The following is a 14,154-nucleotide window of genomic DNA, read 5'->3' as shown; positions in this document are numbered from 1 at the left end:
ACAAGCAGAACAAGCAGATGAAAAATTTACCTGCTGATCACTCAAGGCGACTGGAATACTTTAGGCAGGTCGTTTTCTCTTGGTCAAATCCAGAATCCGTGATCCCGCTCTCCCAAGAGGTCCCGACCATTGGTACGAACGTGCGACATCACGCTCGAGCCATCCCTGCAGGATCCCCGGCACTGCCATCGACGCCCTAGTGACGCATCCGGCAGCGCGGAGTACGCTAATGGATTGACGACAAAACGGTCAACGGCCTTCATCTATGACGTCCGACATGTTCTGTGGCGGGTCGACATATGTACGGTCCCCGGTCGGACGCACCGTCCGACCGGGGACGCAAGCCACAATAACGCCGGCATCTGGCCGACATCTGATGGACGGGTGTCGGCGGCTCCGAAGCAGCCCACCTGCAAGCACATGCCCTGAGACGATCACTTGCGACGCAGAAACAGCGATGTACGCGCGTATCCGCCGGTCCGACCGTCCGACCTCAACGGCGCTTCATCGACTCAGACTCACCGTTCGGCGAACTTGCGGACGGCCTTAGCAACCGCACTGGCGACACGGGTGTCGAAGGCTCCAGGGATGATGTAGACCGGCTTGACCTCGTCTTCCTCGATCACACCGGCGATGCCGGTGGCCGCAGCCCGCAGAAGCTCGACGGAGATGTTGGTGATGCCCGTGTCGAGCAGACCGCGGAACAGCCCTGGGAAGGCCAGCACATTGTTGATCTGGTTGGGGAAGTCGCTGCGTCCGGTGGCCACGACGGCGGCATAGTCCGCCGCTCCGATGGGATCGACCTCGGGCGTCGGGTTGGCCATCGCGAAGACGATGGCGCCCTCGTTCATGGCCTTCAGGTCAGCGGGCTCCAGCAGATTGCCGGAGGAGACGCCGATGAAGACGTCGGCGCCCTTGAGCCCCTCCTTGAGGGATCCGGTCACCTTGCGGGGGTTGGTGTTCTCCGCCAGCCACTTGCGGTGCTCGTTCATGCCCTCGGTGTCCTCGCTGGACAGGGCCCCCGTACGGCCGTAGCCGACAATATCGGTGGCTCCGTGGGCCATCAGGAGTTTGGCGATGGCATTGCCCGCAGCACCGACGCCGGACAGGACGATGCGTACATCCTCGATCTTCTTCCCGACGATCTTCAGGGCATTGATGAGGGCCGCAAGAGTGACGATCGCGGTGCCGTGCTGGTCATCGTGGAAGACCGGGATGTCGAGCTCCTCGCGCAGGCGTGCCTCGATGTCGAAGCACTTGGGCGCAGCGATGTCCTCCAGGTTGATGCCCCCGTAGGCCGGGGCGATCGCCTTGACGATCGAGATGATCTCCTCAGGGTCCTTCGTATCCAGGGCGACCGGCCAGGCATCGACGTCGCCGAACTGCTTGAAGAGCACGGCCTTGCCCTCCATGACCGGCATGGCGGCAGAGGGACCGATGTCGCCCATGCCCAGAACCGCGGTGCCATCGGTGACAACGGCGACCGTGTTCTTCTTGATAGTGAGCTGGCGGGCACGCTCGGGGTGGTCATAGATCGCCTTGCACACGCGGGCAACACCCGGGGTGTACACACGGGCCAGGTCGCGCCGGTTGTGGATGGGGTACTTCGAAGCCGTTGAGATCTTTCCACCAACATGGGCCATGAACGTGGAATCACCGACATTGTGGACGACCACACCATCAATCGCTCCGAGAGCCTCGACAAGCTCGGCGCGATGCTTGGAGTCTCGAGTGTCGGCGGTCAGGTCGACGACGAGCGTATCGCCGTCGGTGTCTGCGACATCCACGCCGTTGACGATCGCGCCGGTCGCCGAGGCGGTGTCAACGAGGGTCGTGACGGCCTTCTGCGAGGCAGGGACCTCCAAGTGCAGGGCAACGGTGTAACTGGGGCTGGGCTGAGCCATATATGTGTTCCTTCGGGAGGACGGAGACCGGTCGGCGGACCGGGCACGAGTCATCATGCAGTCGGTAGCAGTCGGTATTCGACGAAGAAACTTTATCGCCAGTGCGCAGTTGGAAGGCCCCGGGAGGACCGCTCCATGAGACAGCGCGTGAGGCCGACGCGCCCCGCACAGAACTCGCGCGGAAGACGCATCGGCCCCACAGCGGCATCGATTACTTCCAGGCGCATCTGACCGGCCTCGATGCGGAGCCGAAACGATCTCGGTGACGGCGATATATGGGGAGCGGATCGCAACTGATCTAACGAGCAACCCGCTCCATCACGAGCTCACGCACACGCCGGGCATCAGCCTGACCACGGGTCGCCTTCATGACCGCACCCACAATCGCGCCAGCCGCCTTGACCTTGCCGCCTCGAATCTTCTCGGCAACATCGGGCTGAGCCGCCAGGGCCTCATCGACGGCGGCCAGAAGAGCCGAATCGTCCGAAACGACCTCGAGTCCACGCGCCTCGACGACTGCGCTCGGCCCGCCTTCGCCTGCCAGCACGCCGTCAAGCACCTGGCGGGCCAGCTTGTCGGTCAGCCGCCCGGAATCCACCAGGCCCTGCAGCTCGGCCACCTGCTCCGGCGATACCGGCAGCTCCTCAAGGGAGACCTCACGATCCTTGGCTGCGCGGGCGAGCTCGCCCATCCACCACTTGCGGGCGGACTGACCGCTCGAACCGGCAAGCACTGTGGCCTCAATGAGCTCAAGTGCACCGGCGTTGACCACGTCGCGCATCTCATCGTCGGCCAGCTGCCACTCCTTCTTGAGACGACGGCGCTTGGCGGCCGGCATCTCCGGGAGCGAGGCGCGAATCGTCTCGACCCACTCCCGGCTGGGCGCCACGGGCACGAGATCCGGCTCGGGGAAGTAGCGATAGTCATCGGCATCGGACTTCACACGACCGGCACGGGTAGTGCCATCGGCCTGACCGTGGCGAGTCTCCTGCAGCACCTCGCCTCCGGCGGCAAGGATCGCGGCCTGGCGCTGGATCTCATAGCGGACGACCTGCTCGATCCCGCGGAAAGTATTGACATTCTTCGTCTCGGTGCGCGTCCCCAGAGGGCCGTCCGGGGACTCGCGCAGAGACACATTGACATCGGCGCGCACATTGCCGCGCTCCATGCGCGCCTCGGAGACGCCAAGCGCCCGGAAGATGTCGCGAAGAGTGCGCACGTAGGTTGCCGCGACCTCGGGGGCCCTGGCACCCGCGCCCTCAATGGGGCGGGTGACGATCTCCACCAGGGGGACGCCTGCGCGGTTGTAGTCCACCAGGGAGTGGCTGGCGCCCTCGATGCGTCCGTCGGCACCGCCCACGTGGGTGTTCTTCCCGGCGTCCTCCTCCATATGGGCCCGCTCGATCGGGATCGTGAAGAAGGAGCCGTCCTCCAACTCGATCTCCAGGGCACCATCGTGGGCGATCGGCTCATCGGACTGGGAGGTCTGGAAGTCCTTGGCCAGGTCCGGGTAGAAGTAGTTCTTCCGGGCGAAGCGGCAGGACTCGGCGATCTCGCACCCCAGTGCCAGGCCGATGCGGATGGCGTACTCCACCCCCCGGGCATTGACCACGGGCAGTGCGCCGGGCAGGCCCACCGAGGTAGGGGTGACCATCGTGTTGGGCTGCGCGCCGAAGATGTTGGGGGCGGCGTCGAACATCTTGGTGGCCGTGCCCAGTTCGACGTGCACCTCCAGTCCCAGGACCGGGTCGTAGCGGCGCACCGCCTCGTCGTAGTCCATCAGCGTCTGGCTCATCGTGCCTCCTCCAGCTCGGGGGCCCGCGACAGCAGCGGCGCCCCCCATGTCTCCTCGAGTGCGGCCTCCAGGACCGCGCCGGCGCGGTAGAGCCGGTCATCGGCCCGCTGCGGCGCCAGGATCTGGAAGCCGACCGGCAGCCCGTCGTCACTCAGGCCCGAGGGCAGGCTCATGCCGGGCACGCCCGCAAGATTCGCCGGGATCGTGGTGACGTCCAGCTTGTACATGGCCAGAGGGTCGTCCTTCTCCCCGAATCGGTAGGCCGTCACCGGGGCAGTGGGCGAGACCAGGATGTCCGCCTTGTCCCAGGCGGCGGCGAAGTCGCGCTGAACGAGGGTGCGCACCTTCTGAGCCGAGCCGTAGTAGGCATCGTAATAGCCGGCGGACAGTACATGGGTGCCCAGGATGATGCGCCGCTTGACCTCGTCGCCGAAGCCGGCGCCGCGGGTGGCCGCCATGACGGTTTCAGCGGTGACGGGGCCCTCGGCGGGCTCGACCCGCAGGCCGTAGCGCATGCCGTCGTAGCGGGCCAGGTTGGAGGAGGCCTCGGCGGGCATGATGAGGTAGTAGGCGTCCAGCGCGTACTCCAGATGCGGCAGGGAGACGGTCTCGATCTGTGCCCCGGCGGCCTGAAGCAGCTCCAGGGCGCTGTGGAAGGAGGCGACGACGCCGTCGTGGTAGCCCTCGCCGCCGTCGAGCTCGGCGATGACGCCCACGCGAAGCCCGCTCAGGTCGCGTCCCTCCTGGGCGGCGCGCACGACTCCGGCCATACCGCGCGGCGCGTCCGCCAGGGATGTGGAGTCAAGCGGGTCGTGGGAGGCCAGGACGTCGTGGAGGAGGGCGGTGTCCAGCACGGTGCGGGCCATGGGGCCGGGGGTGTCCAACGAGGACGCCATGGCGATGACGCCGAAGCGGGAGACCGTCCCATAGGTGGGCTTGACTCCCACGGTCCCGGTGACGGCGGCGGGCTGGCGGATCGATCCGCCCGTGTCGGTGCCCACGGCCAGCGGCGCCTCGAACGTCCCGACGGCGGCGGCCGATCCCCCTGAGGAGCCCCCGGGGATGCGGCCCAGGTCCCACGGGTTGGAGGTCCGGCCGAAGGCGGAGTGCTCGGTGGAGCCGCCCATGGCGAACTCATCCAGGTTGGTCTTGCCCAGGATCGGGGTGTGGGCGGCGTGCAGGTTGCGCACCAGGGTGGCGTCGTAGGGCGGCACCCAGCCCTGGAGGATCTTGGACGCGGCAGTGGTGACCTGCCCGCGGGTGACGATGAGGTCCTTGACGGCCACGGGCACGCCGGTGAGCTCGGGCATCTGACGGCCGTCCCGGGCCGCCTCGGCCCGCTCGGCGTCCGCGGCGTCGGCCTGGGCGAGGGCCCGCTCGGCATCGATGTCGAGGAAGGCGTTGACGGCGCCGTCGACCGCCTCGATGCGCTCCAGGTGGGCAGCGGTGAGTTCTCGCGAGGAGACCTCCCCGGCCGCGAGGGCGGCCGCCTGCTCGGCGGCCGAGCGGCGGATCAGTGGATTCGTCCCGGTGGTGCTCATGAGGCGGAGTCCTCCCCCAGGATCTGGGGGACGAGGAACATGGAGTCCTCGGCCGCGGGAGCGCCGGAGAGTAGCTCATCGACGTCGAGCGTCGGGCCGGGTGCGTCTTCTCGAAGCACATTGTTCAGGGGCACGGGGTGCGAGGTGGCGGGCAGGTCGGGCGTCACAACGCTGGTGACCCGGGCGAAGGACGAGGCGACGGCGTCCAGCTCGCCGGCCAGACGCGTCACCTCCTCCTCGCTCAGCGCCACCCGCGCGAGCGCCGCAACACGGGCGACCTCGTCGGAGGAGATGGCAGACATGGGCAGAGTGTATCCGGGTGCATCCAAGCCGCGGCCCCATCCGGACACATCGTGAGAGCAGTCCCCGACCGGCCGGTGCCAGTGGGCCGAACCTGACAACGGCGTGTCGCACAAGCACCTCTCACCGGGATATTTCATCTGCGGAACGCTGTAATTTCAACGTTCATGCGTGAGGTCACATGACATGGGCAGTACTTACCGTTGACATTCCAACGACCGACCGCTGTCATGGAGCCCAAAGCTCTCAGAACCGGACGGGAGCCATGACAGGGCGGCCGCATGCGCGCTGCTCAGGACGAGGATCAATGCCTACGGAAGACTTCACCCCTGGCTCGCCACCGGTGGTCGAGGAGATGCCGCCTCCGAACGATGCGCCTGCGTCAGAGGCGTCAGCGGGAGGCAACATGTCCGCCGAAAGCGCCTCCTACGGCGCGACTACCGTGATGAGCCCTCCCTCAGCCGCTGAAGCCACGGCCCCTGCGCTCCCAACTCACACGTCCCCGAGCTCGGGGCCGACCCCCGAGTCGGCCTTTACAACGCCGACGCCCGCCAGTGGTGCCGAGAGCGGCTCGGCTGAGAGCAACCCGGTCGCGGCCGATGCGATCGCGCCCGCCCCCGGGGCTCATGAAGGGGAGCCAGGATTCCCCGGATTCGCAGGGCTGCCACCCGTCGCCGAGGCTCCCTCGAACGGCTTCGAAGCCCCCGCGGCCGCCCCCGTCGCTCCTGCGGCAGCCGCCCCTCACATCGCCTCCGCCAAGCGCCATCGCCGGTGGCCCATGTTGGCCGGCGCAGGCGCACTCTTGCTGGTCTGCGTCGGCGCGGGCGGATACGCCTACGCGGCCCACTACGAGGATGTCGCCGTGCCCGGAACGACGGTCGCGGGGATGGACGTCGCCGGGATGAGCCGCGACGACATCGTCGACGCCATCAAGAACAAGGCCGGCAACGCCAGCGTCAATATCAGCGGGGATGTGACCACCACCGCCACGCTAGCGGATCTGGGGACAACCATTGATGCCGAGGCGACCGCCGACACGGTGATGGCACGCGGTGAGAGCGTGCCGGACCGCTTCACGGCCCTCTTGTCCGATGGGCAGGTCACGGTGGTCACAACCACCGACGACTCCGTCACCACGGCCTACGCCGAGTCCCTCATCCCGGCGGATCAGGCCGTCGCTCGCAATGCAAGCATCACGCTCGACGACGAGAACACCACGTTCGTGGTCTCACCGGGCTCCGAGGGCACCAGCGTGGACTCGGATGCCCTGAAGAATGCCGCCGCCACCGCTGCGACCTCGTTGTCGTCCGCCGACGTCTCGGTGACCTACGAGACCAAGGCCCCCGCCGTCTCCGATGCCGATGCGCAGACTGTTGCCGACAAGGCCAATGGGTGGGTGACGCAGGATGTCACGGTGACCGGTGCCGACGACGAGTCCTACACCGCCGACAATGCCACGAAGGCCTCGTGGATCACGGTGACCGCAAGCGAGTCCGCAGCTCCGACGATCAGCGTGAACAGCAGCAAGGTCTCGGAGTGGGTCGACGCTCAGGTCGAGGACGTCAACGAGGAGCCGGTCACCGGCAAGCGCAACGTCGATTCGCAGGGCAAGGAGGTGGCCATCAGCGTCGACGCGGTCGACGGCCGTGAGGTCACCAACGCGGATACGGTCGATGAAGGTATCGTCGACGCGCTCTCCGGCGGGAAGTCCTACTCCGGCTCCTTCGAGACCAAGGAGCTCAAAGCAACCTGGGAGGAGCGCAAGATCGCCGCTGGTGCGGAGAACCTGCCCTACCAGGCCACCGACGGCGAGAAGTGGATCGATATCAATCTGTCGAGCAAGACCGTGACCGCTTACGAGGGGGCCACGGTCGTCCATGGGCCTGTCAGCGTCGTGGACGGCGCAGCCGCAACTCCGACCGTGACCGGCACCTACCGCATCTACCAGCAGAACGAGACGCAGACGATGCGCGGAGAGAATGCCGATGGCTCGAACTACGAGACCGAAAACGTGCCGTGGATCTCGTACTTCTATCAGGGCTACGCACTCCACGGCGCGTACTGGAGGAGCAGCTTCGGGTACTCCGACTCGCACGGCTGCCTCAACATGCCGGTGGATGAGGCCCACTGGATCTACAACTGGGCGGAGAAAGGCACGACAGTCACCAGTCACTTCTGAGAGCTGATCCTCAGAATCGCCTTCTCACTCGACTCGCTCGAATCATCACAACGGAACTGGCCCGCCGCCCACATGCTGTGGTGGCGGGCCATTTCTACAGCAGAAGCCCTTTCACGCACTCGCGCTCCTCCGCTTGTAGATCCCGCAGGTTCTCCGCGCTGAGCGGGTTTGGACCGATCTCGAGCCGGAACCGGACCGATCTCGCGGCGGAACCGGACCGATCTCGGCGCGGAACCGGACCGATCTCGGCGTGAAGAGCGTGAAGAGCAGGAGAGCTCTAGAAGGGGATGGTCATTCGGCGGGCTGTCCAGGAGTTGCTCCAGGAGTCACAGCGTCGGGTCCGTCTGCCAGGAGCCGCTCGAAGGCATTCTCGTCGAGGACAGTCAAGCCCAGCTCTCGAGCCTTCGCCTCCTTCGACCCCGCGTTCTCGCCGACGACCACGAAGCTCGTACGCTTCGACACGCTCCCGGCGGCCTTGCCACCACGCGAGACGATCGCCTCCTTGGCGCCATCGCGGGTGAAGCGTTCCAAAGTGCCGGTCACGACAATGGTCAGTCCCGACAGCGTATGCGCCTGTCCAGAATCCGCCTGGGCGGATCCATCAGCGGTGCGCACGCCTGCTGCGGCCCAACGTTCCAGAAGCTGTCGATGCCAATCCACGGCGAGCCACTGCTCCCAGGAAGCGGCGATGGTCGGCCCGACCCCGTCAACCTGGGACAGGTCCTCCGTGCTGGCCTCGCGAAGCGCCTCCAGCGAGCCGAAGCAATCGGCGAGGGCTCGCGCCGCCGTCGGCCCCACGTGCCGTACCGACAACGCCACCAGGACACGCCACAACGGCCGTGACCTCGCTGCGGCCAGTTGAGCGAGCATCGTGGTGGCGTTCTTGCCGGCAGCGGTCGGCTTCTTCACACTCCCATCCTGGTTGTAGCTCTGCTTGGACCAGAAGAAACGAGACAGACGCCAGTCTTCCGTGGGCTTCCCCCGCCTGGCGATCCGGCGGTAGACCATCACCTCGCGCAGATCGTCAACCACCACGTCGAACAGGCCTCCCTCTCCGGTGAGCACTGGGGACTGCTCCTGCACACCCGCGCTCTCCAGGAGTCGACGCGCCGCATCGATCCGCTCCGAGGGCGGCAGCGCCTCTATCTCAGCATCGGGAATGCGCAATCTGCCTCTCTCAGTCTCCAAGAAATGCCCGGCGGCTAGAGCCGCCAGGGCCTCCTCGCGCCCTGCATCGGGCTGGGTCAGAGCGGCAGCGGCCTCATCGCCCAAACCCTCGACGTCAAGCGCCCCGCGCGAACCGATGTGAACCACCCGCTCGGTCAACTGGGCCGGGCAGGAGCGCGTATTGGGGCAGCGCAGGTCGACATCGCCCTCCTTGGCCGGAGCGAGCGAAGTGCCACATGAAGGGCAGTGCTCGGGCATGACGAAAGCCCTCTCAGTGCCGTCACGCGCCTCAGTGACGGGCCCGACGATCTCGGGAATGACATCGCCGGCCTTGCGCAGCACGACGAGGTCGCCGATGCGCACTCCCTTGCGCACCACCTCGGTGGCGTTATGAAGCGTGGCGCGCGAGACGGTGGACCCGGCAACGAGCACCGGCTCCATGATTCCGAAAGGGGTGACGCGCCCGGTACGCCCGACCTGGACGTCGATGTCGAGCAGGCGCGTGCGCACCTCCTCGGGCGGGTACTTGTATGCGGTCGCCCACCGGGGAACGCGGGATGTGTATCCGAGATCGGCCTGGAGAGAGCGCGAATCGAGCTTGAAGACGATCCCGTCGATCTCATGGATGAGATCATGGCGATGGTCCGAGTAATGCGCGATGTAGGCCTCCCGCTCGGCGCGCCCGCGCACGACCCTGTTGTAGCGGGATACAGGCAGTCCCCAACGGGACAGCAGGTCGTACCACTCATGCTGCTCGACCGGCGGCTCCTCCCCCGGGCCGGAGATGAAGGCACCGATACCGTGAGCGATCATGGCCAGAGGGCGCGAGGCCGTCACCGCAGGATTCTTCTGCCGAAGCGAGCCGGCCGCAGCATTGCGGGGATTGGCGAAGACTTGCAGCAACGGGAGTCCCTGGGCCTGCCGCTCAAGATTCTCCGTGCGGCGCTTCTCGTTGAAAGCGTTGAATTCCTCTACCGGGAAGTAGACCTCGCCGCGGACCTCCAGCAGCGTGGGGTGAGACTCCCCCGCCAGGATCAGCGGCACCGAATCGATGGTGCGCACGTTACCGGTGACGTCCTCGCCCACGATTCCGTCACCGCGCGTTGCAGCACGGGTCAGCACGCCGTGCTCATAGGTCAGTGCCACTGCCAGGCCGTCGATCTTGACCTCGGCGGTCATGGGCAGCTCAGAATCGGGCAGCTCAGTCGTCGCCACGATGCGCTCGACCCATTTCTCGACCTCTTCGAGGCTGAAGACATCCTGCAGGGAGTAAAGGTGCTCGTGGTGCTGGACCTCGGCGAAGTCGGTGGCGGCGCGTCCGCCCACTGTCCGTGTCGGGGAATCGGGCAGGACCAGTGCCGGGTGCGCGGCCTCAAGGGCCTCCAGTTCGCGGTACATCGCGTCGTATTCGGCATCTGACCAAGGACTCTGGGCGTCTACGGCGACGTAGTAGGCGTCTCGGGCGCGCTCGATCTCGCGCACGAGCTCAGTCCAACGGGTGCGGGCAGCCACGGGAACGGAGTTCAGAGCGGGGGCATCGTCGCGCACCTGTCCGGCGGGATCATCAGTCATGAGGCACATCATCTCTCATCCCAACCCGATGTGGATTGCGCACCCATCAGTGAAGGGCTCATCCGTGGCACGCTCAGGACAACGGCATCAGCAGTCGTAATCGTGGGTCATCGGAGCCGCCGGAGAGCCCGGTGGAACTCGAGGGCCGGATGATGACGGCGGCATCCGCGCACCGGGCTCCACAAGCCATGTTCGTGCATAAGCAGGGCTCCCCCGATCACAACCCCTCTGCGCGCAGTGCACCGGCTGGGTCACTCTCATGTCATGCCCCCGTCCTCCCCCGCCGCCCTCACTCACAGCCCCGTGCGCGAATCGGCGGCCGAGGTGCCGCATGCGAGCACTCGGGCTGCCAAAGATGCTTTATCGCGACTCTGGCATCTGGCAGTACTCGCGGGACCGGATGCGGGACTGATCCTGCCGGTGCCGACGAAAGGTGCGCTCGGCCGTGGCGAGGTCCTGACCGACCCCGCCGTATCGCGGCGCCACCTGACGGTCACTGTCGAAGCCCGGGCGGTACGCATCAACGATGCCGGATCGGCCAACGGCACCCGTGTACGCCGGCGGTTCTGGTGGCGGGGGCTGGGAGCCCGCCCAGCCCGTTGCCGTGAAGGCGCGCTCATCCTGGTGGGCGACACCGTCCTGGAGCTGCGACGCCGACCCCGCAACCTCACGGTCCCAGCCCCCGCCAAGCGCTCCCGGAACCGCTGGATGCGCATGGCGATGATTCCCGGCATGCTCATACTCCTCATCGTGGCGGTTGCCGCCATGCGCATGACGGGGCGGGGCGCATACGGGTTACTGGCCATGGCGCCCATGGTGTTGATGGCCGTGATGCGATTGGGGTCGATGCTCCCCGGCGGCGATCACGGCCGCAGCAGGAGGACAAGAGGAACAGGCTGGCACAAGCGGACACCCGACCCGGCCTCCCTGCTGTTGTCGCTGGCCGTGCACTCTGATGACCGGGCGGGTAGCGCCGCAGCCGAGGGTCCGCGCTCCGCCTGGCTATGGCACCGTAGACGCACTGAGCTGCTCGACCTGTCCCCCGGCCAGCGCACGGCGCTGACCGGCCCAGGCGCACAGACCGCGGCGCGGTGGTGGATCGCCCAGCTTGCAGCCAGGAGACAAGCGCGCATCACCGTGACCGACCAGGGATATCGCCTCGTCTGGGGTCGTGAGGCGGCCGTGCACGGCGCGGAGCTACTGGTCGCTTCCGGAGCCCCGCCGGGGCGAGCCGGCACCGTGCGCGCCGCCCCGGCGAACCTTCCGATCCTGAGCGATCGCTGGTGGGAGGCGGCATGCGAGCTCATCGGGATCACCGCGGAAAGCGCTCTCGATGACAGCGCGCTACCTGACGACGTCGTTCTGGAGGACGTCACCGGAAGGGTGGATCGTGACGGGATCGGGGCGCACTGGCGCCTCAAGCAGTCCCGCGGTGGGCCCGACGCGCTCCCGGCAGTGCTCGGAATGCGCCGAATGCACCAAATCCGCGGCGAGGGGGCGGTGCGCGCCGATCTGGTCAGTGACGGCCCGCATGCGCTCGTGGCGGGCACAACCGGATCGGGCAAGTCCGAGCTGCTGATCGCCTGGCTGTTCCAGCTCGCCCTCGATCTGCCGCCCTCGCGCCTCGCCCTGATTCTGGTCGATTACAAGGGAGGGGCCGCGTTCGGGCCGCTGGCCGATCTGCCTCACACCGCTGGGGTGCTCACCGACCTCGATCCGGCGGCGACCGCCCGGGCACTCGCCTCCCTGGAGGCTGAAGTGCAGCGCCGTGAGCGGCTTCTGGCCCGGGCCGGCGCGAAGGACGTGACGGCGCTGAGCTCAACAATGGGCCCGGCGAAGGGCTCGACAAGGGGCTCGACATCCTCGGTCCAGGCACCACCCAGACTCGTCGTGGTGGTCGACGAGTTCGCCACGCTCGCGAGTCAGCATCCCGATATCCTGGATTCCCTCGTGCGTGTGGCCGCCCAGGGCCGCAGCCTGGGAATCCACCTGATCCTGGCCACACAGCGGCCCGCAGGAGCAGTTTCACCGGTCATTCGTGCCAATACGACGCTGCGCGTATGCCTAAGAGTCCTTGATGCCGGGGACTCGCGTGACGTCCTGGGCCACGACGGCGCCGCAGCCCTCGAGCCGCATCCCGGGCGTGTCCTGGTCGTGGGCTCGGATCCCGCCGATGAGGGCGGACCGGCTCAAGCCCCCTGGTGCGGGAGCACGTCGCACCTGGAGGCGCTCGTGGCCGAGGTGCGTGCCGCCACCAAGAACTCCTCCCCGCCGTGGCGCCCCTGGGCTCCGCCCCTGCCGACGTCCATCAGTGCGGAAGAAGCGGCGGCACTGGGCCCGGCCACGAGCCCTGCCGACGGTCCGATTCTGGCCGCCACCGACCACCCCCGGGAGCAACGGCTGGGGCACTGGCGCTGGTCCGTGGACCGGCCCCTAGGAGTCTTCGGCTCACCGGGCTCGGGGCGCACGACAACGGCGCTCACAGTGGTGACCTCGGCTCTGGAGACGAACCTAGCGGTATCGCTGTGCGTGGCAGGGGCGATGCCCCCTCAACTGGCGGCGATCACCGGTCCTGGCCTGGGCACTGTTGTCGGACCGGAGGATCCGCGGCGTCTGGCGCGACTGTGGTCGCTCGCGGTGTCCGGGGAGCTGGCCGGCGAACTGCTCGTCATCGACGATGTCGACGCGATGACGTCCGCCGTGGACGAGGTGCTGGGCCCGGGTGAGGGGCAGGCCCTGCTCGAGATCGTTGTGCGCACGGCCCCCGCAACGCGCACAGGGCTGGTCCTGACCGCTCCGCTGGCCATGGCCGGAGCGAGGTGGGCAGCCCGGATCGGACTGCACCTGGTGCTCGGAGCGCCGCAGCCCGCTCAGGCCGCAGTCGCGGGTCTGCCGCGCGGAGTGGTGACGGGTTCGAGCCCCGGACGGGGCGTGATCCTCGACGGAGCCACCGATGCGGAGCACGCCCTGACCGCCCAGGTCGTTATTCCGCGCGCGCCCAGGAGGGCTCCGGCGCGCCCGACGCATCGGCTGGCCACGATCCCCCGTGCGGTGCCGCCCGCTCCCGGAACATGGGCAGTGGGCGGGGACGACGCGCTGCCCCTGCCGGTCCCCCGCGGATGCGTGCTCGTGATCGGGCCGCCGGGGTCGGGCCGTACGACAACTCTGCGTGCGCTACAGCGCTGTCGCCGCGAGTTACGTGAGATATCGGACGAGGAAATCCTGGTGGTCGACGACCTCGACATGGCCGAGGCGGCCGTGCATGCCCAGGTGGAGGAGGCCCTGCGGGCCGGGCGCTCGGTCCTGGCCTCGGCAAGCACTGATCGTGCCGTGGGAACCTATCGAGGCCCGCTGGCCACTCTGCGCGAGCGCGGCGACCTGGTTGTGCTGTGGCCCGGAATCGGCCCGGCCTCACAAGCGGCGGGGCGCTCCCTGAGGCCGATGGTCGATCCGCGGGCGCTGACGGCCCCGGGGCGAGGAGTCCTGATCTCCAGAACGAGTGCGCTTCCGCTTCAGGTCACCAATGACGCCAGTAAGGCCGCTGACTGAGATCGAGCCGCGCCATGGTCTCGAAGCGCTCAGAATCAAAGGTTCGCGCCTGTGAGCATGATGACAGGCTGTCGACGCACCTCTCACTGTTGAACTCTTGCCACACCTGCGCACGCGTGTGAAAGTTTCCTCAGGAAGCGACGGCCT

At 67.4% G+C, this 14,154-nt stretch carries 7 protein-coding genes; 2 read left to right on the top strand and 5 right to left on the bottom strand.

The window, feature by feature from the left end; translation table 11 throughout:
* Positions 1-518: 518 nt before the first annotated feature.
* From W5W_RS0114310 to gatC, 4 genes are all read right to left on the bottom strand, one after another.
* Positions 519-1,904 (bottom strand): NAD-dependent malic enzyme, encoded by a 1,386-nt coding sequence (locus tag W5W_RS0114310; RefSeq protein ID WP_008729806.1) that lies wholly within the window; start codon positions 1,902-1,904, stop codon positions 519-521.
* A gap of 298 nt (positions 1,905-2,202) precedes the next feature.
* Positions 2,203-3,699 carry an Asp-tRNA(Asn)/Glu-tRNA(Gln) amidotransferase subunit GatB gene (gene gatB, locus W5W_RS0114305; protein WP_008729790.1) on the bottom strand — a complete coding sequence of 499 codons (1,497 nt, stop codon included), beginning with the start codon at positions 3,697-3,699 and terminating at the stop codon, positions 2,203-2,205.
* Positions 3,696-5,240 carry an Asp-tRNA(Asn)/Glu-tRNA(Gln) amidotransferase subunit GatA gene (gene gatA / locus W5W_RS0114300; protein ID WP_017195902.1) on the bottom strand — a complete coding sequence of 515 codons (1,545 nt, stop codon included), beginning with the start codon at positions 5,238-5,240 and terminating at the stop codon, positions 3,696-3,698. The genes gatB and gatA overlap by 4 nt, the downstream gene beginning before the upstream one ends.
* Positions 5,237-5,542, bottom strand: coding sequence for an Asp-tRNA(Asn)/Glu-tRNA(Gln) amidotransferase subunit GatC (gatC, locus tag W5W_RS0114295; protein WP_008729792.1), 306 nt, complete (start codon positions 5,540-5,542; stop codon positions 5,237-5,239). The genes gatA and gatC overlap by 4 nt, the downstream gene beginning before the upstream one ends.
* Positions 5,543-5,946: 404 nt before the next feature.
* Here gatC and W5W_RS0114290 point away from each other — a divergent pair, with 404 nt between their 5' ends.
* Positions 5,947-7,719: a L,D-transpeptidase gene (locus W5W_RS0114290; RefSeq protein ID WP_017195901.1), complete on the top strand. Its 1,773-nt coding sequence runs from the start codon at positions 5,947-5,949 to the stop codon at positions 7,717-7,719.
* Positions 7,720-8,010: 291 nt separating this feature from the next.
* Here W5W_RS0114290 and ligA read toward each other — a convergent pair whose 3' ends face one another.
* The gene (gene ligA, locus W5W_RS0114280; RefSeq protein WP_050980409.1) at positions 8,011-10,467 is read right to left on the bottom strand and encodes an NAD-dependent DNA ligase LigA; all 2,457 of its coding nucleotides are present in this window, start codon (positions 10,465-10,467) and stop codon (positions 8,011-8,013) included.
* Between the two features lie 255 nt (positions 10,468-10,722).
* On the opposite strand from ligA, the gene W5W_RS0114275 reads away from it, so the two are divergent.
* A complete protein-coding gene (locus tag W5W_RS0114275; RefSeq protein ID WP_238533370.1) occupies positions 10,723-14,007 on the top strand; it encodes an FtsK/SpoIIIE domain-containing protein in 3,285 nt (1,094 codons plus the stop codon).
* Positions 14,008-14,154: the final 147 nt, after the last annotated feature.

Source organism: Actinomyces massiliensis 4401292 (assembly GCF_000269805.1).
Lineage (GTDB): Bacteria > Actinomycetota > Actinomycetes > Actinomycetales > Actinomycetaceae > Actinomyces > Actinomyces massiliensis.
The sequence above is the reverse complement of the archived record's forward strand: the minus strand, read 5'-3'. Positions and strand labels throughout refer to the sequence as shown.